The 21644-nt window shown below is 69.0% G+C and carries 18 protein-coding genes; 16 read left to right on the top strand and 2 right to left on the bottom strand.

Annotated elements, in window-relative coordinates:
* Positions 1 to 108 precede the first annotated feature (108 nt).
* The 7 genes from HPA02_RS15460 (at position 109) to HPA02_RS15430 (ending at position 5724) form a co-directional block, all read left to right on the top strand.
* Positions 109 to 657, top strand: coding sequence for a YqhA family protein (locus HPA02_RS15460; RefSeq protein WP_146804110.1), 549 nt, complete (start codon positions 109 to 111; stop codon positions 655 to 657).
* A gap of 123 nt (positions 658 to 780) precedes the next feature.
* Positions 781 to 2826, top strand: a complete 2046-nt coding sequence (gene dnaX, locus HPA02_RS15455; protein ID WP_146804109.1) for a DNA polymerase III subunit gamma/tau — start codon at positions 781 to 783, stop codon at positions 2824 to 2826.
* Positions 2827 to 2871: 45 nt separating this feature from the next.
* The gene (locus HPA02_RS15450) at positions 2872 to 3198 is read left to right on the top strand and encodes a YbaB/EbfC family nucleoid-associated protein (protein WP_146804108.1); all 327 of its coding nucleotides are present in this window, start codon (positions 2872 to 2874) and stop codon (positions 3196 to 3198) included.
* Positions 3198 to 3803, top strand: a complete 606-nt coding sequence (gene recR / locus HPA02_RS15445; RefSeq protein WP_146804107.1) for a recombination mediator RecR — start codon at positions 3198 to 3200, stop codon at positions 3801 to 3803. Before HPA02_RS15450 ends, recR begins: the two co-directional genes overlap by 1 nt.
* Positions 3804 to 3833: 30 nt before the next feature.
* On the top strand, positions 3834 to 4964 hold the full coding sequence (rnd, locus tag HPA02_RS15440) for a ribonuclease D (protein ID WP_146804106.1): 1131 nt from the start codon (positions 3834 to 3836) through the stop codon (positions 4962 to 4964).
* Positions 4961 to 5257: a YcgL domain-containing protein gene (locus tag HPA02_RS15435; protein ID WP_146804105.1), complete on the top strand. Its 297-nt coding sequence runs from the start codon at positions 4961 to 4963 to the stop codon at positions 5255 to 5257. Before rnd ends, HPA02_RS15435 begins: the two co-directional genes overlap by 4 nt.
* Before the next feature lie 17 nt (positions 5258 to 5274).
* Positions 5275 to 5724 (top strand): YcgN family cysteine cluster protein, encoded by a 450-nt coding sequence (locus tag HPA02_RS15430; RefSeq protein WP_146804104.1) that lies wholly within the window; start codon positions 5275 to 5277, stop codon positions 5722 to 5724.
* Here HPA02_RS15430 and HPA02_RS15425 read toward each other — a convergent pair.
* Entirely contained in the window at positions 5721 to 7817 is a 2097-nt protein-coding gene (locus tag HPA02_RS15425) for a S9 family peptidase (RefSeq protein WP_146804103.1), read from the bottom strand. The two genes, HPA02_RS15430 and HPA02_RS15425, sit on opposite strands and share 4 nt — an antisense overlap.
* Before the next feature lie 72 nt (positions 7818 to 7889).
* Between HPA02_RS15425 and HPA02_RS15420 the strand changes: the two genes are divergently transcribed.
* From HPA02_RS15420 to HPA02_RS15380, 9 genes are all read left to right on the top strand, one after another.
* The gene (locus HPA02_RS15420) at positions 7890 to 8303 is read left to right on the top strand and encodes a hypothetical protein (protein WP_146804102.1); all 414 of its coding nucleotides are present in this window, start codon (positions 7890 to 7892) and stop codon (positions 8301 to 8303) included.
* 9 nt (positions 8304 to 8312) lie between these two features.
* Positions 8313 to 10082, top strand: a complete 1770-nt coding sequence (locus HPA02_RS15415) for a vWA domain-containing protein (protein WP_146804101.1) — start codon at positions 8313 to 8315, stop codon at positions 10080 to 10082.
* Positions 10075 to 10866 (top strand): class II glutamine amidotransferase, encoded by a 792-nt coding sequence (locus HPA02_RS15410; RefSeq protein WP_146804100.1) that lies wholly within the window; start codon positions 10075 to 10077, stop codon positions 10864 to 10866. Before HPA02_RS15415 ends, HPA02_RS15410 begins: the two co-directional genes overlap by 8 nt.
* A 189-nt stretch (positions 10867 to 11055) precedes the next feature.
* Positions 11056 to 12720, top strand: a complete 1665-nt coding sequence (locus HPA02_RS15405; protein ID WP_146804099.1) for an AMP-binding protein — start codon at positions 11056 to 11058, stop codon at positions 12718 to 12720.
* Between the two features lie 102 nt (positions 12721 to 12822).
* The gene (hrpA, locus tag HPA02_RS15400) at positions 12823 to 16833 is read left to right on the top strand and encodes an ATP-dependent RNA helicase HrpA (RefSeq protein WP_146804098.1); all 4011 of its coding nucleotides are present in this window, start codon (positions 12823 to 12825) and stop codon (positions 16831 to 16833) included.
* A 45-nt stretch (positions 16834 to 16878) separates the two neighbouring features.
* Positions 16879 to 18000, top strand: coding sequence for a beta-ketoacyl-ACP synthase III (locus tag HPA02_RS15395; protein ID WP_146804097.1), 1122 nt, complete (start codon positions 16879 to 16881; stop codon positions 17998 to 18000).
* Between the two features lie 29 nt (positions 18001 to 18029).
* Positions 18030 to 18815 (top strand): MlaA family lipoprotein, encoded by a 786-nt coding sequence (locus HPA02_RS15390; protein WP_146804096.1) that lies wholly within the window; start codon positions 18030 to 18032, stop codon positions 18813 to 18815.
* 12 nt (positions 18816 to 18827) lie between these two features.
* Positions 18828 to 20021 (top strand): PP2C family protein-serine/threonine phosphatase, encoded by a 1194-nt coding sequence (locus tag HPA02_RS15385; RefSeq protein ID WP_146804095.1) that lies wholly within the window; start codon positions 18828 to 18830, stop codon positions 20019 to 20021.
* Positions 20008 to 20511, top strand: coding sequence for an STAS domain-containing protein (locus tag HPA02_RS15380; protein WP_146804094.1), 504 nt, complete (start codon positions 20008 to 20010; stop codon positions 20509 to 20511). Before HPA02_RS15385 ends, HPA02_RS15380 begins: the two co-directional genes overlap by 14 nt.
* An 80-nt stretch (positions 20512 to 20591) precedes the next feature.
* On the opposite strand, the gene tal is transcribed toward HPA02_RS15380, so the two are convergent.
* Positions 20592 to 21530 carry a transaldolase gene (gene tal, locus HPA02_RS15375; protein WP_146804093.1) on the bottom strand — a complete coding sequence of 313 codons (939 nt, stop codon included), beginning with the start codon at positions 21528 to 21530 and terminating at the stop codon, positions 20592 to 20594.
* Positions 21531 to 21644 lie beyond the last annotated feature (114 nt).

Raw genomic sequence — 21644 nt, 5'->3', positions numbered from 1 at the left:
GAAACCCCAGCCTCAATAGAGGCTGGGGTTTTTTCGTTTGGTGGCTGACCGCCGGAGTATGATGGGATGCTAGGCTGGTGCCACCAAGACATGATTAAGGAGCGATGCATGACGACGGAGACCGGGCCCAATACCCCCAAGCAGGGCGCCAGGGAGCGACAGTTCGAGCGCTGGCTATGGAACTCGCGGTTTCTGGTGATGCTGGCCGTGCTGCCGAGCCTGGTCGCCGCCGTGGTGCTCTTCGCCATCGGAACCATCGATATCATCAAGCTGGTGATTGCCACGCTGACCTACTATACCGTCGGTGGCACCGCGGATATCCACGATACCCTGGTGCCCAGCGTGGTCTTGGCGGTGGATATCTACCTGGTGGCGATCGTCCTGTTGATCTTCGGCCTGGGAGTCTATCGGCTGTTCGTGTCGCCGATCGAGCAAGCCGAGGAGCATACGCCCCACCATCCCTTCAATGTTCACTCCTTCGATCAGCTCAAGGACAAGATCGCCCGGGTCGTGGTACTGGCGGTGATCATCGAGTTCTTCCGCGCCGTGGTGGACATTCGTTTCCAGACCCCGCTGGATGCCATCTACCTGGCGCTATCGGTACTGGCCCTCGCCGCGGCGCTTTTCCTGATGAGCCGGGCCCAGCGCAAGGAGTAGCGCGGTGGCGGTAGCCGGCGGTTGCTTCGCTTTCCGCTATGGGCCCCAACCGCTAGAATAGGGGGTTATCGCGCGGCCCAGGGGCGGCGCTCCTCACTTCTTGGCGTAAGGATTCCGTACTGCATGAGCTATCAGGTCTTGGCCCGCAAATGGCGTCCGCGCACCTTCCATGAACTGGTCGGACAAGACCATGTGCGTCGCGCACTGGTCAATGCCCTGGATCAGGGCCGCCTGCACCATGCCTATCTGTTTACCGGCACCCGCGGGGTGGGCAAGACCACCCTGGCGCGTATCCTGGCCAAGTGCCTGAACTGTACCGCCAAGGGTGAGGGCGACGAGGCGGTGACCTCTACGCCCTGTGGCACCTGCGAGGCATGCCGGGCCATCGACGAGGGGCGTTTCGTCGACCTGATCGAGGTAGATGCCGCGTCGCGCACCAAGGTGGAGGACACCCGGGAGCTGCTCGACAACGTCCAGTACGCGCCCACCCAGGGGCGCTACAAGGTGTACCTTATCGATGAGGTGCATATGCTCTCCACTCACAGCTTCAATGCGCTGCTCAAGACGCTGGAAGAGCCACCGCCTCATGTGAAGTTCCTGCTGGCCACCACCGATCCGCAGAAGTTGCCGGTGACGGTGTTGTCGCGTTGCCTGCAGTTCACCCTGAAGAATATGCCGCCGGAGCGAGTGGTGGAGCACCTGACCCAGGTGCTGACCGCCGAACGGGTGGCCTTCGACGAGAGCGCCCTGTGGTTGCTGGGCAAGGCCGCGGATGGCTCCATGCGCGATGCCATGAGCCTCACCGACCAGGCCATCGCCTTCGGTCAGGGCGAGGTGCGCCACGGCGATGTGGCGGCGATGCTGGGGACTCTGGATCACCGCCATGTGCTGGCCCTGCTGGAGGCCCTGGCCGAGGTGGATGCCGCCCAACTGCTGGCCGAGGTGGCCAGCCTGGCGGAGCAGGGGCCCGATTTCGCCGGGGTGCTGGATGACCTGGTCGGGGTGCTGCATCGCCTGGCGGTGGCGCAGATGGTCCCGGCGGGCGTCAGCAATGCCCATGGCGACCGCGAGGCCCTGCTGGCCCTGGCCGCACGCTTTACCGCCGAGGATATTCAACTCTACTACCAGATCGGCCTCCAGGGCCGGGCCGATATGGGCCAGGCCCCCGATCCCCGCGCCGCCCTGGAGATGACCCTGCTGCGCATGCTGGCCTTTCGCCCCCAGGGCGTGCCCCGGCCGGCCCAGACGCCACTGCCGCTGCGCGCCGAAGTGGCGCCGAGCCAGCCGATGAATGCCGGGCATGAGGCCTCGCCCGCGACCGATATTGGTGGGGATAACGCTGCCGCCGCCCCGACACCGCCCAGCCCCCCCGCGCCGGCTGCCCGGGAGCCGGAGGCATCCCCTCAGGTGGCCGCTGAGCCACCCCGAGCGGCCGTCCCGGCGCCTCGCCCGGAAGCGGCTACCGAGCCGGCGTCGCAGGAGCCGCCGCCCTGGGAGCCTTATCCCGAGACTATGCCCGAGGCGCTTGCACCGGAGCCCGAGGTGCCGAAACCAGAGACGCTGGAAGCGGTACCGCCTGCCGAGGCGCTGAAGCCAGAGACGCCGGAAGCGACGCCGGCAGCCGAGATGGCCGCGCCGGAACCTCCGGTGGCAGCCGAGGCATCGGCCGAGTCGTCTGTCGTGACGCCGGCTTCGCCAGTGGCCGAGGCACCCGATGCTCCCCCGGCAGCGATGGCCCCCGCGTCGCCGCAGGCCCCCTCCACGAGCGGCCCGCTCGATCAGGCCGATTGGCTGAATCGCTTCGAGAGCCTGGGACTGGGCGGCCTGACCCGTAACCTGGCGGCTCACTGCGTGGTGGAGGGCGATGATGGCCAGACCCTGCGTCTGCGCCTCGACCCTTCCCAGTCGGCAATGAATGCCGAGGTGCATCACCAGCGTATCCAGGCGGCGCTGGCCGCCCAGGGTCTTCCGCGCCGCCTGGTGGTCGAAGTGGCGGAGTTGCCAACGGGCGTCGAGACGCCCCAGGCTCGGGCCGAGCGCCTGGCCGCTGAGCGTCATGCCGAGGCGGTGGCGGCCCTCCAGGCGGACCCCCGGGTGCAGCAGCTGCAAGAGACCTTCGGTGCGCGGCTCCAGGAGAGCAGCGTGACCCCACAGACGCCGACGTCCTGAGTCGGCGTATCGAGATATTCCCACGACGAGATAGAGGACCACGCCATGATGAAAGGTGGAATGGGTAACCTGATGAAGCAGGCCCAGGAGATGCAAGAGAAGATGCAGCGGGCCCAGGAGGAGATCGCCAAGGCGGAAGTGACCGGTGAGGCCGGCGCCGGCATGATTCGGGTGACCATGAATGGCCGCCATGACGTCAGTCGCGTGGAGATCGACCCCGCTGTCATGGAGGAGGACAAGGAGTTGCTCGAGGACCTGCTGGCCGCGGCCGTCAACGATGCCGTCCGCAAGGTGGAGGAGAGTTCCCGCTCGCGGATGGAGGAGGTGACCGCCGGAATGAACCTGCCCCCCGGCTTCAAGATGCCGTTCTGATGAGCTTTTCGCCCCTGGTCGAGCGGCTGATGGAGTCGCTGCGGGTGCTGCCCGGCGTCGGGCCCAAGACCGCCCAGCGCATGGCGCTGCACCTGCTCGAACGTGATCGTGAAGGAGGGCGGCGGCTGACCGCCGTGCTCGGCGAGGCCCTGGAGGCGGTGGGTTACTGTCGCCGCTGTCGGACCCTCACCGAGGAGGAGGTCTGCACCCTGTGTCGCAGTACGCGGCGCGACGAGCGGGTGCTGTGCGTGGTGGAGTCGCCGGCGGATATGCTGGCCATCGAGGAGGCGGGAGGCTACCAGGGGCAGTATTTCGTGCTCCACGGCCACCTCTCGCCGCTGGACGGGGTCGGCCCCGAGGATATCGGCCTCGATCGCCTCGAGACGCGCCTCGCCGAGGAGCCCATCGAGGAGCTGATCCTGGCCACCAACCCCACCGTGGAGGGGGAGGCCACCGCCCACTATATCGCCAGCCAGCTCCAGGGACGGCCGATCCGCCTGTCGCGGCTGGCCTATGGCGTGCCCATGGGGGGCGAGCTGGAATACGTGGACGGCGGTACCCTGAGTCGTGCCTTTCTGGGGCGTCAGCCCTTCGCCGGCGACTAGCGTCGGCCCCCTTCAAGTTTGGAAACCAAGATGTCCCTTGACCCCGAGATTCGCTGGATCGATACCCCCGAGGCCCTGGATGCCGCCTGTGCCGAGCTGGCCCGTGCCGACACCCTGGCGCTGGACACCGAGTTCTTCCGTGAGTCGAGCTTCTATCCGGTGCCGGCCCTGGTACAGCTCTATGCCGGGGGCACGGTCTATCTGATCGACCCCCAGGCGGTGGCCGCCACCCCGGCACTCAAGCGCCTGCTTGGCGAGGGGGCGGTGAAGCTGCTGCACGCCAGCAGCGAGGACCTGGAAGTGCTGGCCACCTGGGCCGGGGTGCTGGTCACGCCCCTGGTGGATACTCAGGTGGCCCAGGGGCTGCTGGGGGAGGATCCCGCCATGGGCTATCAGCGCCTGGTGGCCCACTGGCTCGGCGAGACCCTGCCCAAGGACGAGACCCGCTCCGACTGGCTGGCGCGGCCCCTCTCCGAGACCCAACTGCGTTATGCCGCCCTGGACGTGGTCTATCTGCTCGAGGTGTGGCAACACCAGAAGGCCGCCCTGGAGGCCGCCGGCCGGCTGGGCTGGCTCGAGGCGGAGTGCGACACCCTGCTGGCCCAGGCCGGGCGCAGCGACGAGACCGATGCCCAGTGGTACCTGCGCCAGCGCCAGCTGTGGAAGCTGGCACCGCGCCAGATCGAGGCCTATCGTCGCCTGACCACCTGGCGCGAGGGCGAGGCGCGGCGCCGTAATCTGCCGCGGGGCTGGCTGGTTAGCGACAAGTTGCTCTTCGCCATCGCCGAGCGGATGCCGGAAAACCGCCATGAGCTGGCCCGGGTCGATGGTCTCAAACCGAGCCAGATCAAGCGCGACGGCGACCCGCTGCTGGCCCTGGTCAAGGAAGCCAAGCATTGCGACGAGGCCGAGCTGCCCGCGGCCTTGCCGGTGCCCACCAGCCCGGCCTTCAAGAAGCGTCTCAAGGCCCTCAAGCGGGTGGTCAATGCCGAGGCCGAGGCCCTGGGCGTGGCGCCGGAGCTGCTGCTGCGGCGCCGTGACCTGGAGGCGCTGGTTACCGCCCATCTGAACGGCAGCGCGCTGCCGCTGCCCGGGGGCTGGCGGGGTGAGCGCCTCGCCGCCGCCCTGTCCCATGCCCTCGACGAGGTAGTCACCCCATGACCGATGACAAGCTCCTGTGCGAGATCTACAAGAGTCCGCGCCGCGATGAGATGTACCTCTACGTGGACAAGCGCCGCGGCCTGGCCGAGGTGCCCGAGGCGCTGCTGGAGCGCTTCGGCAAGCCCCAGGCGGCGCTGACCCTGATCCTCACCGAGGACAAGCCCCTGGCCCGCGCCAAGGCCGCCGACGTGATGGCCGCCATCCGCGACAAGGGCTACTACTTCCAGCTGCCGCCGGCCCGGGAGGAGTATATGCTCGACCTCTATCGGGCCCCCACCGAGGCCCGCTACTGAGCGGCGACGAGGCAAGCATGCGCGAACGTTTCTGGGAGCGGTATCCCCTGCATGAACTCACCGCCGAGGAGTGGGAGGCGCTCTGCGACGGCTGCGGCCAGTGCTGCCTGCTCAAGCTGGAAGATGCCGACACCGGCCAGGTGGCGGTGCTCAACGTGGCCTGCGAGCTGCTGGACATTCCCAGCTGCCGCTGCGGCGACTACGCCAATCGCTTCGCCCGGGTGCCGGGCTGCACCCGGCTGACCCTGGAGCGGGTCGAGCAGTTCCGCTGGCTGCCCCACTCCTGCGCCTACCGGCGCCTCTACGAGGGACGCAAGCTGGCCGCCTGGCACCCCCTCAACGCCGGTGACGACCGGCGCCTGCGCCGCAAGGGCATCGACGTATCGAGCTTCGCCGTCTCCCAGCGCGAGGTCCCCGAGGAGCACCTCGAGGACCATATTATCGCCGTGCTGCCCATCGACGACTAAGTGTCCGCCAGCCCCAGCGCCCAGAGGATAAAGGCATCCTGGCGGGCGTTATCCCGCCATGCCTTGAAGCGCCCGGAGGCGCCGCCATGCCCGGCGCTCAGGTCGCTGCGCAGCAGAATCGGGCGGGGCCCCCCGGTCGGCGTCTCACCGCGGGCCAGGGCCTGTTCCGTCAGGCGCGCGTACAGCTTGGCGGGCTCCCAGTAGGGGACCCGGGTATCGTGCCAGCTGCCCTGCAGGAAAAGCGCCGGATAGGGGCGATCCTCCAGGTTATCCAGGGGCGAGTAGTCGCGGATGCGCCGGCGGGCATCCGGCTCGTCCGGGTTGCCCCACTCGGTGTACTCGGCGGTGGTCAGCGGCAGGTCCGGGTTCTCCATGGTGCGCAGCACGTCGACGAAGGGCACGTCGAGCACCGCCGCACAGAAGGCCTGCGGCGCCAGGTTGAGGCTGGCGCCCACCAGCAGGCCGCCGGCGCTGGCGCCATAGGCGGCGATGCGCTGGGCGTCACTGATGCCCTGGGCGACCAGGGCGTCCCGGGCCGCCAGGAAATCGCGGAAACTGTTCTCCTTGTGTTCGAGCTTGCCGGCCAGGTACCAGGGCTCGCCGCGGTCGCCGCCGCCGCGCACATGGGCCACGGCGAAGGCCACGCCCCGGGCCAGCAGCTCCAGGCGGGCCACCGAGAACCAGGGATCCAGCACCTCGCCGTAGGCGCCATAGCCGTACAGCAGGGTAGGCAGGGGGCCCTGGTCCAGCAGCTCGGCCCGGGCCACCACCGAGACCGGGATGCGCTCGCCGTCGTGGCCTTCGGCCCACAGGCGCCGGCAGGCGAGCTGCTCGGGGCGCAGGTCGCCGTGGATGGGCTGCTCCTTGAGCAGGCGCCGCTCGCCGCTCTCCAGGTCGTGTTCCAGCCAGCGTACCGGCCGGGTGAAGGACTCCTCCCGCAGGCGCAGCCGGCGGCTATCGAAGTGCGGCATGTCGCCCAGCATCAGGCTGCTGGGCACCTCGCCCAGCGGCAGGAGGCGATCGTCACCCAGCCCCCCCTCGACGGCCAGTTCGAGGACGCGTAGCCGCACCTGGGCCCGGTCGTGGTCCCGTTCGGTGATCACCAGCCCCCAGGCGAAGGCATCCACCCCCTCCAGGGTATGGTCGTCCCGGTGGGCCACCAGGGGGAGCCAGGCGGGTGACGCCTCGCCCAGCGCCTGCGCCTCGGCGACGGCGTCCAGGCAGAAGTGGGTCGCCCGGCGGTTATGCAGCACGTAGAAGGTGCCCGGGCGATGCTCCAGGGCATACTCCACGCCGCTCTCCCGAGGACGAAAGCAGCGCGGCGGCGTGGCGGGGGCGTCGGCCGGAATCAGATAACACTCGCTGGTGTCCTTGGAGGCACTCTCTAGCACCAGCCAGGCCCGGGAGCGGGTCTTGCCCAGGCCCAGCCAGAATTCCGGATCCTCCTCCCGCAGCACCAGGGCCTCCTCGGCGATCGCCGGCGTCGGGCCGGCGAGGTCGAGGCGCAGCCGCCAGATGCTATCCGGGCGCTGGGTGGCGTCATAACGGGTGAACAGCAGGGTCTGGTCGTCCTCGGCCCAGCTCAGCTCGGGGCCGATCTCCTCCAGCAGCAGCCGCGGCTCGCCCTCGGGCAGTCGCTTGAGGTAGAGGGCGAAGCGCTCGTCGCCGCTGGTGTCTTCGCTCCAGGCCAGCCAGGCTTCGTCCGGGGAGAGGGCCATATCGCCCAGCTCCAGGAAGTCATGCGCCTCGGCCCGGGCCTCCAGGTCGAGGAAGCAGGCCTTGGCCGCGGGCTCGCCATTGGGGTGGCGCCACCAGCGCGGGTAGTCCGCCTCGGCGGCGGTCTCGCTCCAGTAGGTGAAGTGATCCAGGGGCGTGGCCAGGCCGGTCACCGCCAGTTCACGGCGTGCCAGGTGGCCCCGATAGAGCGACTCCGCCAGGGCGTCCAGGGGCGCGAACCAGTGGGCGCATTCGGCATTGGCGGCTTCCAGGAAGGCGCGCACTTCCGGGGCCTCGCGATCCTCGAGCCAGTGCCAGAGGGGATCGTCGGAACGCCGGAAACGGGCGACGGGGGAGACGGGCGGCTGTGCTTTCATAGGGCGCGGTGTACCATAGTCGCTGATCACCAAAGACGGCGTGCCGAAGGGGCGCGCTCCGGGAGAGAGTAGATGTTGATTTCCGACTCGATGCCACTGCTGTGGCTGGTCTATGGCCTATTGTCGCTGGTGGTGCTGGTCACTGGCTACCTGGGAATCCGCTTTTTGCCGCGGCTGCCGCGTTGCCTGGTCACCGGCGTGGTGGCCGGGCTGATCTGGATACCCGGGCGCTTCAGCCTGCCGATCAGCGAGAGCGAGACCTATACCGGGATGGCGCCCGCCATCATGGTCGCCGCCGTGGCCTTCCTGCAGGAGGAGGGGGGCGCCTTCGGCAGCGCCTCGCTGATGCTACTGATGGGGGCCGCGCTCGGCGTGGCGCTCGGCGTGGTGCTCTGGCGACTGACCGGCCGCGGTGCCGTGGCGACCGATGAGGCCGACGACGAGCCGGAGGCGCCGCCCCGGCGCAAGGAGCCGATGATCGGCTAAGGAGCGGCTATGCGAGTCTTCGGGCGGTTGGGCCTGGCACTACTCTGCGGCGTCCTGAGCGTCGTGACGCCGGTCGCGGCGGCGGAGGCCGACAGCGATGTCCGGGTGCTCTTCGATGTCTCCGGGAGCATGCAGGAGAACGACCCCGAACGCCTCGGCGCCAGTGCCCTGGCGTTGCTGGCGGCCCTGGTGCCCGGTGGCTCTCGAGCCGGGATCTGGCTGTTCGGCGAGACGGTGGAAGAGGCCCTGCCGGTGGCCGAGGTGAATGCTCGCTGGCGCGACCGGGCCCTGGCACTGCGTCCGCGCCTGGTGGCGTACCAGCAGTACACCGATATCGAGGCGGCGGTGCGTGCCGCCGGCGAGAGCGCCGCCAACGGCCCCCGCCAGCTGGTGCTGCTGACCGATGGCATGGTGGATCTGCCGGCGGCGGCAGACAAGCGGCGTCGCGACGCCGACTCCCGGCGTCGGCTGCTGACCGAGCTGGCCCCGCGGCTCGCCGAGCAGGGCGTGGCGATCCATACCATCGCCTTCGCCGGCGAGGCGGATCTGGCCCTGGCCGAGCGCCTGGCCCAGTCCAGCGGTGGCCTGGTGGCGCGAGTGGAGAGTGCCGACGGCCTGCTGCAGGCCTTCCTGGATATTCTCGAGCGGCTCTTCCCCGCGGATCAACTGCCCCTGGAGGATGGACGCTTCGTGGTGGACGAGGGCGTGCAGGGCCTCTCGGCCCTGCTGCTGCGGGACGCCGGCGAGGCCCTGGTGATCGTCGACCCGCAGGGCAGTCGCCACCGTGCCGAGGCGGCCGGCGACGACCTCACCTGGCTCGCCGAGTCGCACTTCGATCTGGTGCGAATCCGCGATCCCCTGCCCGGCGAGTGGCGTATCGAAGGAACATTGGATCCGGCCAGCCGCCTGCACCTGGACGCCGATCCGGTGCTGCGCCATGCGCCTTTGCCGGCGACCCTCTATACTGGCTTCCCCCTGACCCTGGAGGCCTGGCTGGCGCGCGATGGCGAACGCCTCTCTCCTGAGGCGGCGGCGACCTGGCGACTGCGGGCCCGCCTGCAGGGCATCGAGGGCGAGGCGTTGGCGGCCACCGAGCTGCACCCCGAGGGCGCTCGCTTCGTCGGCCGCCTGCCGGGGGCGGAGCTGGCCGGCAATGCGCGCCTGGTGCTGGAGGCGCGTCGCGACGGGGTGCGTCGTCAGCGTGTCCAGGCGGTGAATGTGCTGCCCGCTATCGAGGCCGAGGCGCAGGATGACGGTGTCGAACTCGTCGCCCGCCATCCCGGGCTCGATCACGCCAACACCCGACTCGAGGCCTTCCTGCTCGGCGAGGCCCTGGCGGTCGAGGCCGGTGCGCCGGGCCGCTGGCGTATCGAGCCGCCGCCCATCGATGGCGAGGCCGCCGTGCCCCTGCTGCTGAGTGCCGAGGTCGACTGGCAGGGTGAGACCCTGCGCCTCGACCTGCCGCGGCTGCTGCTCAACCGCGAGGCGCGCCTGGCCCTGGACGCCGCCGAAGGCCCCGAGGCCCTGCGTGGCGAGGCCCTGGAGGGGGAGGTCGCCGAGGCCCCGGCGCCTCCCGTTTCACGCACCACCGCCGAGCGGATCGCCGCCGAGCTCGGCGATCTCCCCGCCGACCTGACCCGTGGCTGGCGGCGCTACCATGACGATCCGCGCCTGTGGGGCGCTGTGGTCGCCCTGCTGTTCCTGCTGGTGATATTCGTGGCCATGCGCGGCGCCCGCCGCCGGGCCCGCCGACGGCCGAGGGAGGAGCCGCATGTGTGAGCTCTTGGGCATGAGTGCCAATGTGCCCACCGATATCTGTTTCAGCTTCGCCGGCTTCCTGCACCGTGGCGGCGGCACCGGCCCCCATCGTGACGGCTGGGGCATCGCCTTCTACGAGGCGGGCGGCTATCGCGACTTCCGCGATCCCCACCCCTCGGTGGAATCGCCGATCGCCCGGCTGATCCGCGACTACCCGATCAAGTCGCATATCGTGATCAGCCATATCCGTCAGGCCAATGTGGGCCAGATCAGCCTGGCCAATACCCACCCCTTTACCCGGGAACTCTGGGGGCGCCAGTGGTGCTATGCCCATAACGGCCAGCTCGCCGACTGGCAGGGCCTGCCGCTGAGCTTCTATCGTCCCGTAGGCGGCACCGACAGCGAGCATGCCTTCTGCTACCTGCTTGGCGAGCTGCGCCGTCGCTTCCCCGAGCCCCCGGCGGATCCGGAACCCATGTGGCGGGCGTTGCACGAGCTCTGCGAGCAATTGCGAGGGCTCGGGGTCTTCAACCTGCTGCTCGCCGATGGCCACTACCTCTATGCCTACTGTTCCACCAAGCTGGCCCATATCACCCGCCGGGCGCCCTTCGGCGAGGCGACCCTCTCGGATGCCGAGCTGTGCGTCGATTTCGTCGAACACACCACCCCCGACGATGTGGTCTCGGTGCTGGCCACCGAGCCGCTGACCCATAACGAGGCCTGGGTGCGCATGGCGCCGGGCGAGCTGCTGGTGTGGCGAGACGGCGAGATCCAAGCCCGCCTCAAGAGCGATGGCGTGAGTTGAGTCACTTGCGAAATGCCCGGTAAACCATAGTCTTGAGGGAGGGATGACGAAACGCCGACGGCGTCGAGGATTGAGGCTAACGGTCGTTTCAATCGGTCGTTTTACATCCACCTCGGCCCTGGTATAAGGTAGGTCGGTGCCAATAACAAGCGTCGGCCCATGAGCCGACCGCCAACCTGGAGATACGCCATGAGTGAGACTGCCCCGATCCTGAGCGGTCCGGAACTGCAGGGCCTCGATGAGTACCAGTCGGTGATGGACGTCTTCCATGCCTCGGTGAAGCGGTTCGCCGACAAGCCGGCCTTCTCCTGCATGGGGCAGGTGCTGACCTATGGTGAGCTCGACAAGCGGTCTCGGGACTTCGCCGCCTGGCTCCAGCACGAGACCGGCCTCGTCCCCGGCGACCGCATCGCCATCCAGTTGCCCAATACGCTGCAGTTCCCGGTGGCCATGTTCGGGGCCATGCGCGCCGGCCTGGTGGTGGTCAATACCAACCCCCTCTACACCGAGCGGGAGATGGCCCACCAGTTCCAGGATTCCGGGGCCAAGGCGATCCTGATCCTGGCCAATATGGCCGACAAGCTCGAGAAGATCCTCGATCAGACCGCCATCGAAACGGTGCTGGTGACCGAGCTGGGCGATCTCCACGGTTTCCCCAAGCGGCTGCTGATCAATGCCGTGGTCAAGCACATCAAGAAGCTGGTGCCCCGCTACTCCCTGCCCCAGGCGATCCCTTTCCGCGAGGCGCTGGCCAAGGGCGCCGGCCAGCGGGTCGAGGAGGCGTCGCTGAGCCTGGAGGACCTGGCGGTATTGCAGTACACCGGCGGCACCACCGGTCGCGCCAAGGGCGCCATGCTGACCCACCGCAACCTGGTGGCCAATATGCTCCAGGCCCGGGCCGCCATCGGCGCCGGCCTCGGCGAGGGCTGCGAGACGGTGATCGCGCCGCTGCCCGTCTACCATATCTACACCTTCACGGTGAATTGCCTCTTCCTGGTGGAGACCGGCAACCACTCGGTGCTGATTCCCAACCCCCGCGACCTGGCGGGCTTCGTCAAGACCCTCAAGGGCATGCCGTTCACCGCCTTTATCGGCCTCAATACCCTCTTCAATGCCCTGTGTAACCGGGACGACTTCAAGGCCCTGGACTTCTCCCGACTCAAGCTGACCATCTCCGGGGGCATGGCCCTGACCCACGCCGCTGCCGAGCGCTGGGAGCAGGTCACCGGCTGCCCGGTGGCGGAGGGCTATGGCATGACCGAGACCTCGCCCATCGTCACCTTCAACCCGGTGGACGCCATCCAGCTCGGCACCATCGGCAAGCCGGTGGCGGGGACCCGGGTCAAGGTGGTGGACGCCGAGGGGCAGGCGCTGCCCTTCGGCGAGGCCGGCGAGCTCTGCGTGCAGGGGCCCCAGGTGATGAAGGGCTACTGGAACCTGCCCGAGGAGACCGCCGAGGCGCTCGGCGAGGATGGCTGGATCGGTACCGGCGATATCGCCGTGCTCCAGGAGGACGGCTACGTGAAGATCGTCGATCGCAAGAAGGACATGATCGTGGTCTCCGGGTTCAACGTCTATCCCAACGAGGTGGAAGACGTGGTGGCCAGTCACCCGGACGTGGTCGAGGTGGCCGCGGTGGGGGTCCCTGACGACAACACCGGCGAGGCGGTCAAGCTGTTCGTGGTCAGCAAGAACCCCGACCTGGATGCCGAGACCCTGCGTGCCTGGTGCAAGAAAGAACTCACCGGCTACAAGGTGCCCAAGACGGTGGAGTTCCGCGACGAACTGCCCAAGACGCCCGTGGGCAAGGTGCTGCGCCGCGAGCTGCGCGACGGCGACAAGAGTGCCGCCTGAGAGGACGCGGTTGGGCGCCGCCCCCCGGCGGCGCTACAATGACGGCCCGCCCCGGCATCCCGGGGCGGGCCGTCTCGATAGCCAGCCGCCGATGAGGACGCCTTGAGTACCACCACTTCCCGCCCCAGCCATGACCTGGCCCGTCTGGACGCCCTCGGCGCCCGGCTCGATCACTGCCTGCTGCGCGACCTGCCCGAGCTGCGCCGCCGCCTGGGCGGGCTGCGTCAGCGGGCCCGGCAGGGCAAGCCCATCGATCGCGGGCTGAATGGCCTGGAGCAGCGCCTGGCCGGCTCCGAGGCGCGCCTCGCCGAGCGTGTGGCGCGACCGGTGCGCCTCGACTACCCCGCCGAGCTGCCGGTGGTGGAGCATCGGGAGTCGATCCTCGAGGCGTTGCGCGACCACCAGGTGGTGGTGGTGGCCGGCGAGACCGGCTCCGGCAAGACCACCCAGTTACCCAAGCTGTGCCTGGAGCTGGGCCTGGGGCGGCGCGGCCTGATCGGCCACACCCAGCCGCGGCGGCTGGCGGCCCGCTCGGTGGCCACCCGCCTGGCGGAGGAGTTGGCCACGCCGCTGGGCGAGCAGGTCGGCTACCAGGTGCGCTTCACCGACCAGACCGGCGAGGCCACCCTGATCAAGCTGATGACCGACGGCATCCTGCTGGCGGAGACCCAACACGACCCGGACCTCTCCCGCTACGAGGCGATCATCATCGACGAGGCCCACGAGCGCAGCCTCAATATCGACTTCCTGCTCGGCTACCTGAAGCGCCTCACTCAGCGTCGTCCGGACCTCAAGATCATCATCACCTCGGCGACCATCGATGTGGAGCGCTTCTCCCGCCACTTCGCCCTGCCGGGGGATGACGGCGAGCCGCGCCCGGCCCCGGTGGTGGAGGTCTCCGGGCGCACCTACCCGGTGGAGGTGCGCTATCGGCCCCTGGTGCGCGACGCCGAGGACGAGGCCGATCGCACCCTCCAGGAGGGTATCCTCCATGCGGTCGAGGAGATCGAGGCCATCGAGCGGGAGAAGGGCTGGCGCCACGGGCCCCGGGACGTGCTGATCTTCCTGCCCGGCGAGCGCGAGATCCGCGAGGCCGCCGATACCCTGCGCCGCGCCCAACTGCGCGATACCGAGGTGTTGCCCCTCTATGCGCGGCTCTCGAATGCCGAGCAGAACCGGGTCTTCCAGCCCCACCGCGGGCGGCGCATCGTGCTCTCCACCAATGTCGCCGAGACCTCGCTGACGGTGCCGGGCATCCGCTACGTGATCGACCCGGGCCTGGTGCGCATCAGCCGCTACAGCTACCGGGCCAAGGTGCAGCGGCTGCCCATCGAGCCGATCAGCCAGGCCAGCGCCGACCAGCGCAAGGGGCGCTGCGGGCGGGTCGCCGAGGGGGTCTGCATCCGCCTCTACGACGAGGAGGATTTCCTCGGCCGGCCGGCCTTTACCGAGCCGGAGATCCAGCGCACCAACCTGGCCTCGGTGATCCTCTCCATGCTGGCGCTGAAGCTCGGCGAGATCGAGGCCTTCCCCTTCGTCGATGCCCCGGACCCGCGTTTCATCAAGGATGGCTTCCGGCTGCTTTTCGAGCTGGGCGCGGTGGACGAGCGCCAGCGCCTCACCGCCCTGGGTCGGCGCCTGGCGCGGCTGCCCATCGACCCGCGCCTGGCGCGCATGGTGCTGGCCGGCGCCGAGGGGGGCGGCCTGCGCGAGGTGCTGATCGTGGTCTCGGCGCTGGCGGTGCAGGACCCCCGGGAGCGCCCGGCGGAGAAGCGTCAGGCCGCCGACCAGGCGCATCGCCGCTGGGATGACCCGGACTCCGACTTCGTCGCCTGGCTCAACCTCTGGGAAGGCTTCGAGGCCGCCCGGGAGGAACTCTCCGGCAACCAGCTGCGGCGCTGGTGTCGCGATCACTTCCTCAATTACCTGCGCCTGCGCGAGTGGCACGATACCTTCCGCCAGCTGCGTCAGCTGCTGCGCGACATGGAGATCACGGTGCCGCCGGCCCAGCCCTGGCCCAAGACCGGCGAGGGGGAGGCGGCGGTGAGCCAGCGCCGCGCCAATGCCCAGCGCCTGCACCAGGCGCTGCTGAGCGGGTTGCTCTCGAACCTCGGTCAACTCACCGAGAACCGCGAGTACCTGGGGGCGCGTAACCGCAAGTTCATGATTCATCCCGGCTCCGGCTTGGCCAAGAAGTCCCCCAAGTGGGTGATGGCCGCCGAGCTGGTCGAGACCTCGCGGCTCTTCGCCCGCCAGGCGGCGCGCATCGAGCCCCAGTGGATCGAGCCACTGGCCGGACACCTGGTCAAGCGCAGCTACAGCGAGCCCCACTGGGAGATGAAACGCGCCCAGGTGGTGGCCTTCGAGCAGGTGACCCTGTTCGGCCTGCCCATCGTCAACCGACGCCGGGTGCACTACGGCCCCATCGCCCCCGTCGAGGCCCGCGAGCTGTTTATCCGCCGCGCCCTGGTGGAGGGCGAGTTCCGGACCCGCGGCGACTTCTTCGCCCATAACCGCGCCCTGATCGAGGAGGTGGAGGAGCTCGAGGATCGCGCCCGCAAGCGCGATATCCTGGTCGACGAGGAGGCGCTATTCGCCTTCTATGACGCGCGGCTGCCCGAGGAGATCGTCAACGGCAAGGGCTTCGAGCACTGGCGTAAGCAGGCCGAGGCGGAGGATCCCGAGATCCTCAAGTTCGACAAGTCGGCGCTGATGGCCCGCGAGGCCGAAGAGGTCACCGCCGCCCAGTACCCGGACCAGCTGAGCCTGAACGGCGTCAGCTACCCCTTGAGTTATCACTTCCAGCCCGGCGCCGAGGACGACGGCGTGACCCTGACGGTACCGGCGGCCATGCTCGCCCAGCTACCGGCGGCACGCCTCGACTGGCTGGTGCCGGGACTCCTGCGCGAGAAGTGCATCGCCCTGCTCAAGGGGCTGCCCAAGGCGATTCGCCGCCAGGTGGTGCCGATTCCCGACTGGGTGGACGCGGCCCTGGAGCGCCTGGTGCCGGACGATACCCCGTTGACCGCGGCCCTGGGCGAGTTCCTGCGGGTCAAGACCGGCCTGCGCCTGAGCCCCGACGACTGGCACGAGGAATCCCTCGAGCCGCACCTGCGCATCAACCTGCGGGTGGTCGATCACGAGGGCCGCGAGCTTGGCCAGGGGCGCGACCTGGAGGCCCTCAAGGCGCGCTTCAGCGAGGCCGCCAGCGCCGGCGCCCGGGCCCTGGCCGAGGCGGTGCAGGGGGCCGCCACCACCCGGGTCGAGGCGTTGCCGGAAGAGGCCCTGCCCGAGTCCCGGGTCACCACCCAGGCGGGCATCCGGGTCGAGGCCTATCCGGCCCTGGCGGAGGCGGACGGCGGCCTGGCGGTGGAGCTCTTCGAGCACCCCGACAAGGCCCGGGAGGCGCATCGCCATGGCATCAAGCGCCTGGCCATGCGCGAGTTGCCGGATCAGGCCAAGGCGCTCGGCAAGCTGCCGGGCCTCGACAAGTGCGCCCTGCTGTTCGCCAAGGTGGGCAGCAAGCGACAACTGGTGGATGACCTGGTGGCGGCGGTCTTCCTGGAGGTGATGGCCCGGGACCCGCTGCCGCGCTCCCGGGCGGAGTTCGCCGCGCGCCTCGAGGCCGAGGCCGCCGACCTGCTGCCCCACGGCGAGGCCCGAGTGGCGCTGCTGGCGCGGGCCCTGAGCGGCCACCTGGCAGTGACCAAGGCGTTGAAAGGCAACCTCAGTTTCGCCCTGGCCCTGGTATACAGTGACATCAAGGCCCAGATGCAGCGCCTGGTGCACCCCGGCTTTATCGCCGAAGCGGGACCCTGGCTGGAGCACTACCCGCGCTACATGGAGGCCGCCGCCATTCGCCTGGAGAAGGCCCCTCGGGAGCGCATGCGCGACCAGATGTCGATGCAGGAAGTGCATGGTTTCGAAACGCGGCTGGCGGAGCGCCAGGAGGCGAACCGCCGCGCCGGACGCGAGGATCCCCGCCTGGTGGAGTTCGGCTGGTGGATCGAAGAGTTGCGCGTGTCGCTGTTCGCCCAGCAACTCGGCACCCTGATGCCGGTCTCCGCCAAGCGGCTGGAGAAACGCTGGGCGGAGCTGACCGAGCGCGGCTGATCAAGGATGGCCGGGCGCCGCGGGCGGCCGGCACAGGAGAGCAAGATGACGACAGCGGTAATTTCCGGTTCGGGCCTCTTTACCCCGGCTCATGCCATCGACAACGACGCCCTGGTGGCGGCCTTCAATGCCTGGGTGGATACGGAAAACGCCCGCCACGCCGAGGCCATCGCGGCGGGGGAGCGCGAGCCCCTGGCCCACTCCAGCAGCGACTTTATCGTCAAGGCCTCGGGCATCCACAGCCGCTACGTGCTGGATGCCGAGGGCATCCTCGACCCGACCCGCATGCGTCCCCGGCTGCCCCGGCGCGGCAACGACGAGCTGTCCATTCAGGCCGAGATGGGCCTGGCCGCAGCCACCCAGGCCCTGGAGCGGGCCGGGGTGGCGGCGGATGAGATCGAGCTGGTGATCGTCGCCTGCTCCAACCTGGAGCGTGCCTATCCGGCGGTGGCGGTGGAGCTCCAGGCGGCGCTCGGCGCCGGCGGCCACGCCTTCGACATGAACGTGGCCTGCTCCTCGGCCACCTTCGCCCTGGAGGTGGCCAGCAATGCCATCCGCGCCGGCAGCATCCGCCGCGCCCTGGTGGTCAACCCGGAGATCTGCTCGGCGCACCTCAATTTCCGCGACCGCGACAGCCACTTCATCTTCGGCGACGCCTGCACCGCCCTGGTGGTGGAGGCCGACGAGGTGGCCCGGGTCTCCGATGCCTTCGAGGTCCTCGGCACCCGCCTGACCACCCGTTTCTCCAATGCCATCCGCAACAACGCCGGCTTCCTCAACCGGGTCACCGACAGCGATCCCCAGGCCCTGGACAAGCTCTTCGTCCAGGAGGGACGGCGGGTCTTCAAGGAGGTCTGCCCGATGGTGGCGGCCTTGATCACCGAGCACCTGGCGAGCCTGGAACTGGTCGGCGACGACCTGTCGCGACTCTGGCTGCATCAGGCCAACCGCCATATGAATGACCTGATCGCGCGCAAGGTGCTGGGACGGGACCCCTCGCCGGACCAGGCGCCGGTGATCCTCGACCGCTACGCCAACACCAGCTCGGCGGGCTCGATCATCGCCTTCCATCTGCACCGGGACGATCTGCCTTCCGGGGCCTTGGGGGTGGTGTGCTCCTTCGGCGCCGGGTACAGTGCCGGCAGCGTAATCCTGCGCAAGGCATAACGATGAGTGTGGTGTCGGAGGAGAAAGTCATGAATGGCAAGGGATGGCGGGACACGGGAGCGCGGCTGGGCCAGTGGGCGCTGGTGGTGATGGCGACCCTGCTGCTGGCCGGCTGTGCCGGGCGCGTCGCGGTGGAGGATCGCCATCCTGACGATCCCTGGGAGGGCTTCAACCGCGGCGTCTACGCCTTCAATGACACCCTGGATCGGGCCCTGCTGCGCCCGGCGGCGGTGGCCTATGACCGCGTCGCGCCGGAGCCGGTGCAGTTGGGGGTCGGCAACTTCTTCGCCAACCTGGGGGAGCTGCGCACCGTCCTCAACAGCCTGCTGCAGGCCAAGCCTGGCAATGCCGGTATCGCCACCGGACGCTTCGTGCTCAACTCCACGGTGGGCATGCTGGGCCTGGTGGATGTGGCCAGCGACATGGGCATCGTCGCCGACAAGGAGGACTTCGGTCAGACCCTGGCGGTCTGGGGGGTGGGAGAAGGTCCCTACCTGATGCTGCCGCTGTTCGGCCCCAGTACCGTCCGCGATACCGCCGGCCTGCCGGTGGACTGGGTCACCTATCCCACCCACCAGGTCGATGACCGTGAGATGGAGTTCTTTCTCACCGCCCTGAACCTGGTCGATACCCGTGCCGGCCTGTTGGACCAGGAGGCGTTGATCCAGGGGGATCGCTACAGCTTTATTCGCGACGCCTACCTGCAGCGGCGCCGCTTCGAGGTCAGCGATGGCGAGCTGGGCGATGACCCCTTCGCCGGGGAGGAGTTCGATTTCGATGACGCGGATTTCGACTTCGGCGACGAGGCCGACTAAGGCAGGACGCTTATGGTCAGTCAACGACGCCTGATTGGCGTGCTGGATCGGCCGGGGCAGGACCGTGACGCCCTGGCCGAGGCGATCGCTAAGGGCCCCTTCGCGGTGGCCGCGGCGGAGCGCCTCGAGGACCTGCCCGAGGATACCTCCCTGGTGGTGGCCCATGTGCGGGCGGTGCCCAGCCATCAGTGGGCCACACTCTCGGCGACCCTGCCGACCCTGGTGGTCAGCGAGTCGCGCCTCGACAGCGACCTGCTGGCGGCGGTGGCGGCGGGCACCGTAGACTATATCGTGCGCCCCCTGAAGCACGCCGAGCTGCTGCGGCTGATGATCGCCAAGGTGCTCGAGAATCACGAGCTGGCCCGGGAGCACGCCCGCGACCGCCAGCGCCTGGCGGAGCTCAACGAGAGCCTCGAGACCCACCTGGCGCTGCTGCGCTTGGATCAGCAGGCGGGGGGGCATATCCAGCGCAAACTGCTGCCGCCCCGGCCGCTGACGGTCAATGGCGTCACCTGCGATTACTGGCTGGCGCCGTCGCTCTATCTGTCCGGGGACTTCCTCGATTTCCAGCGCTTCGATGAGCGCTACAGCGTCTTCTACTTCGCCGATGTCTCGGGGCATGGTGCTTCCTCGGCCTTCGTCACCGTGCTGCTCAAGTACCTGTGCAACCGCTGGTTGACCGAGTGGGACGGCGAGGCTCCCGAGTCCCTGCCGGCCGAGTGGCTCGATGCCCTCAACCGGGAGTTGCTGGATACCGGCATCGGCAAGCACGCCACCCTCTTCGTGGGGGTCATCGACCACGGGGCCCATCGGCTGTACTATTCGCTGGGGGCCCAGCTGCCGATGCCGCTGCTGGAGGCCGGGGGCGAGATCGTCCCCCTGGCGGGGGAGGGCATGCCGGTGGGGCTTTTCCCGCAGGTGGCTTACCCCAGCCTGGTGTGCGAGCTGCCGGCGAACTTCCGGCTATGGCTGTGCTCCGATGGCGTATTGGAGTGTCTCAAGGGAGAGACCTTGGCGGTACGGCTCAAGGAACTCGAGCGTCTGGCCCTGGCCTGCGACGGCGTCGCGGCCTTGCGCCGCCGCCTGGCCCTGGGAGAGATCGGGGCCGACGACGATAGCCTGGTACAGGATGCGCCGGGCCACGATGACTTACCCGATGACCTGACCATCATGACCTTGAGCGGTTTCGACCATGATAATGCATGAGGGGCGATTGAAGGCGGCCTTCGAGTCCGGCGTCTTCGTGCTCAAATTGTGTGGGGACGTACGCCTGACACTGTGCGCGACCCTGGACAATCAAGTGCAGCGCCTGGCCGAGATGCCGGGACTCACCGCGGTGATGATCGACCTGCGCGAGGCCAGCAACGTGGACTCCACGGCGCTGGGCTTTCTGGCCAAGGTGGCCATGGCGGTGAAGGGGCGCCTCGAGCAGCCGCCGACCATCGTCGCCGATCATCCCGATGTGCGGCGCATGCTCGATGTGATGGGGTTCGCCCACTACTTCAACCTGGTGGAGGCGCCGCTGACCGAGCCGGCCCAGCTCGACGACCTGCCGCTGGTGGAGGCGGATGAGGCGGCCATGCAGCAGCGCATCCTCGAGGCCCACCGCATTCTGATGCGCATGAACGAGCACAATCGCGAGCAGTTCCAGCCGCTGGTGGAGCTTCTGGAATCGCAGCAGCCCCAGGAACACTGAGGCAGCCTAAGGTGACCCAGGGCTGACAACCAACGCAGAGGCCCCGGCCATGGCCGGGGCCTCTGCTGTGCGGAGCGCGCTTAGCGACGCAACTCCGCCAACAGCGTCTCCAGCTTGCGCTGGTCGGCCATGAACTTGCGAATCCCCTCGGCCAGCTTCTCGGTGGCCATGGCATCCTCGTTGAGGGCCCAGCGGAACTCCGCCTCGTCCAGGGGCTCCCCCGCCGAGGTCTCGGCGTCGTCCAGCGGGGCCAGGCGGCGGGGCAGGGGGCCCGCATCCGCGGCCAGTTGTTCGAGCAGCGCCGGCGAGATGGTCAGCTTGTCGCAGCCGGCCAGGGCCTCGATCTCGCCGACGTTACGGAAGCTGGCGCCCATGACGACGGTCTTGTAGCCCTGGCCCTTGTAGTGCTCGTAGATGCGCCGCACCGACCGCACGCCCGGGTCCTGGTCGCCGGCGAAATCGGCGTCCGGCTCGCGGGCCTGGTGCCAGTCGAGGATGCGTCCCACGAAGGGCGAGATCAGGGTGACGCCGGCATCGGCGCAGGCCTGGGCCTGGGCGAAGCTGAACAGCAGGGTGAGGTTGGTATGGATGCCCTCGCGCTCCAGCTGCTGGGCGGCGCGGATGCCTTCCCAGGTGGCGGCGACCTTGATCAGGATGCGCTCGCGGCCCACGCCGTGCCGCTCGTAGCGGTCGATCAACTGCCGGGCGCGATCCAGGGTGGCCTGGGTATCGAAGGAGAGGCGGGCGCTGACCTCGGTGGAGACGTAACCGGGGACCAGGGCGGCGATCTCGCTGCCGATCTCCACCGCCACGGTGTCCAGGGCGTCGTCGATATCGGTGCAGTGGCGGGCGATCTCGGCCAGCCGCGCGCGGCGCTCGGGGGATTGGGCCGCCTGCAGGATCAGCGAGGGGTTGGTGGTGGCGTCCTGGGGCTGGAAGCGGCGAATGGCCTCCAGGTCACCGGTGTCGGCGACCACGGTGGTCATCGCCTTGAGCTGGGTCAGCTTGTCTTGGGCCATGGGGGCATCCTGGGTCGAAGGGGCGTTTTTCTTACTCTATCAGCCGCTTGGGTAGGCGCCTAGCCGAACGGGTGGTGCTATCGCCAGTCGGCCCAGGGCTAATCTGGTGACAGG

The sequence above is a fragment of the Bisbaumannia pacifica genome (genome assembly GCF_007989625.1).
GTDB classification, from domain to species: Bacteria; Pseudomonadota; Gammaproteobacteria; order Pseudomonadales; family Halomonadaceae; genus Bisbaumannia; species Bisbaumannia pacifica.
Note: the sequence above shows the minus strand (reverse complement) of the source record. Positions and strands in the feature narration are given on the sequence as shown.

Excerpts from the sequence above, each read along its gene's own strand:
- HPA02_RS15425 (WP_146804103.1), bottom strand. The coding sequence starts at position 7,817 with ATGAAAGCACAGCCGCCCGTCTCCCCCGTCGCCCGTTTCCGGCGTTCC.
- HPA02_RS15385 (WP_146804095.1), top strand. The coding sequence starts at position 18,828 with ATGGTCAGTCAACGACGCCTGATTGGCGTGCTGGATCGGCCGGGGCAG.
- HPA02_RS15435 (WP_146804105.1), top strand. The coding sequence starts at position 4,961 with ATGACCGATGACAAGCTCCTGTGCGAGATCTACAAGAGTCCGCGCCGC.
- tal (WP_146804093.1), bottom strand. The coding sequence starts at position 21,530 with ATGGCCCAAGACAAGCTGACCCAGCTCAAGGCGATGACCACCGTGGTC.
- rnd (WP_146804106.1), top strand. The coding sequence starts at position 3,834 with ATGTCCCTTGACCCCGAGATTCGCTGGATCGATACCCCCGAGGCCCTG.
- HPA02_RS15415 (WP_146804101.1), top strand. The coding sequence starts at position 8,313 with ATGCGAGTCTTCGGGCGGTTGGGCCTGGCACTACTCTGCGGCGTCCTG.
- HPA02_RS15390 (WP_146804096.1), top strand. The coding sequence starts at position 18,030 with ATGAATGGCAAGGGATGGCGGGACACGGGAGCGCGGCTGGGCCAGTGG.
- HPA02_RS15395 (WP_146804097.1), top strand. The coding sequence starts at position 16,879 with ATGACGACAGCGGTAATTTCCGGTTCGGGCCTCTTTACCCCGGCTCAT.
- HPA02_RS15380 (WP_146804094.1), top strand. The coding sequence starts at position 20,008 with ATGATAATGCATGAGGGGCGATTGAAGGCGGCCTTCGAGTCCGGCGTC.
- HPA02_RS15450 (WP_146804108.1), top strand. The coding sequence starts at position 2,872 with ATGATGAAAGGTGGAATGGGTAACCTGATGAAGCAGGCCCAGGAGATG.
- HPA02_RS15430 (WP_146804104.1), top strand. The coding sequence starts at position 5,275 with ATGCGCGAACGTTTCTGGGAGCGGTATCCCCTGCATGAACTCACCGCC.
- HPA02_RS15420 (WP_146804102.1), top strand. The coding sequence starts at position 7,890 with ATGTTGATTTCCGACTCGATGCCACTGCTGTGGCTGGTCTATGGCCTA.
- dnaX (WP_146804109.1), top strand. The coding sequence starts at position 781 with ATGAGCTATCAGGTCTTGGCCCGCAAATGGCGTCCGCGCACCTTCCAT.
- HPA02_RS15405 (WP_146804099.1), top strand. The coding sequence starts at position 11,056 with ATGAGTGAGACTGCCCCGATCCTGAGCGGTCCGGAACTGCAGGGCCTC.
- recR (WP_146804107.1), top strand. The coding sequence starts at position 3,198 with ATGAGCTTTTCGCCCCTGGTCGAGCGGCTGATGGAGTCGCTGCGGGTG.
- HPA02_RS15460 (WP_146804110.1), top strand. The coding sequence starts at position 109 with ATGACGACGGAGACCGGGCCCAATACCCCCAAGCAGGGCGCCAGGGAG.
- HPA02_RS15410 (WP_146804100.1), top strand. The coding sequence starts at position 10,075 with ATGTGTGAGCTCTTGGGCATGAGTGCCAATGTGCCCACCGATATCTGT.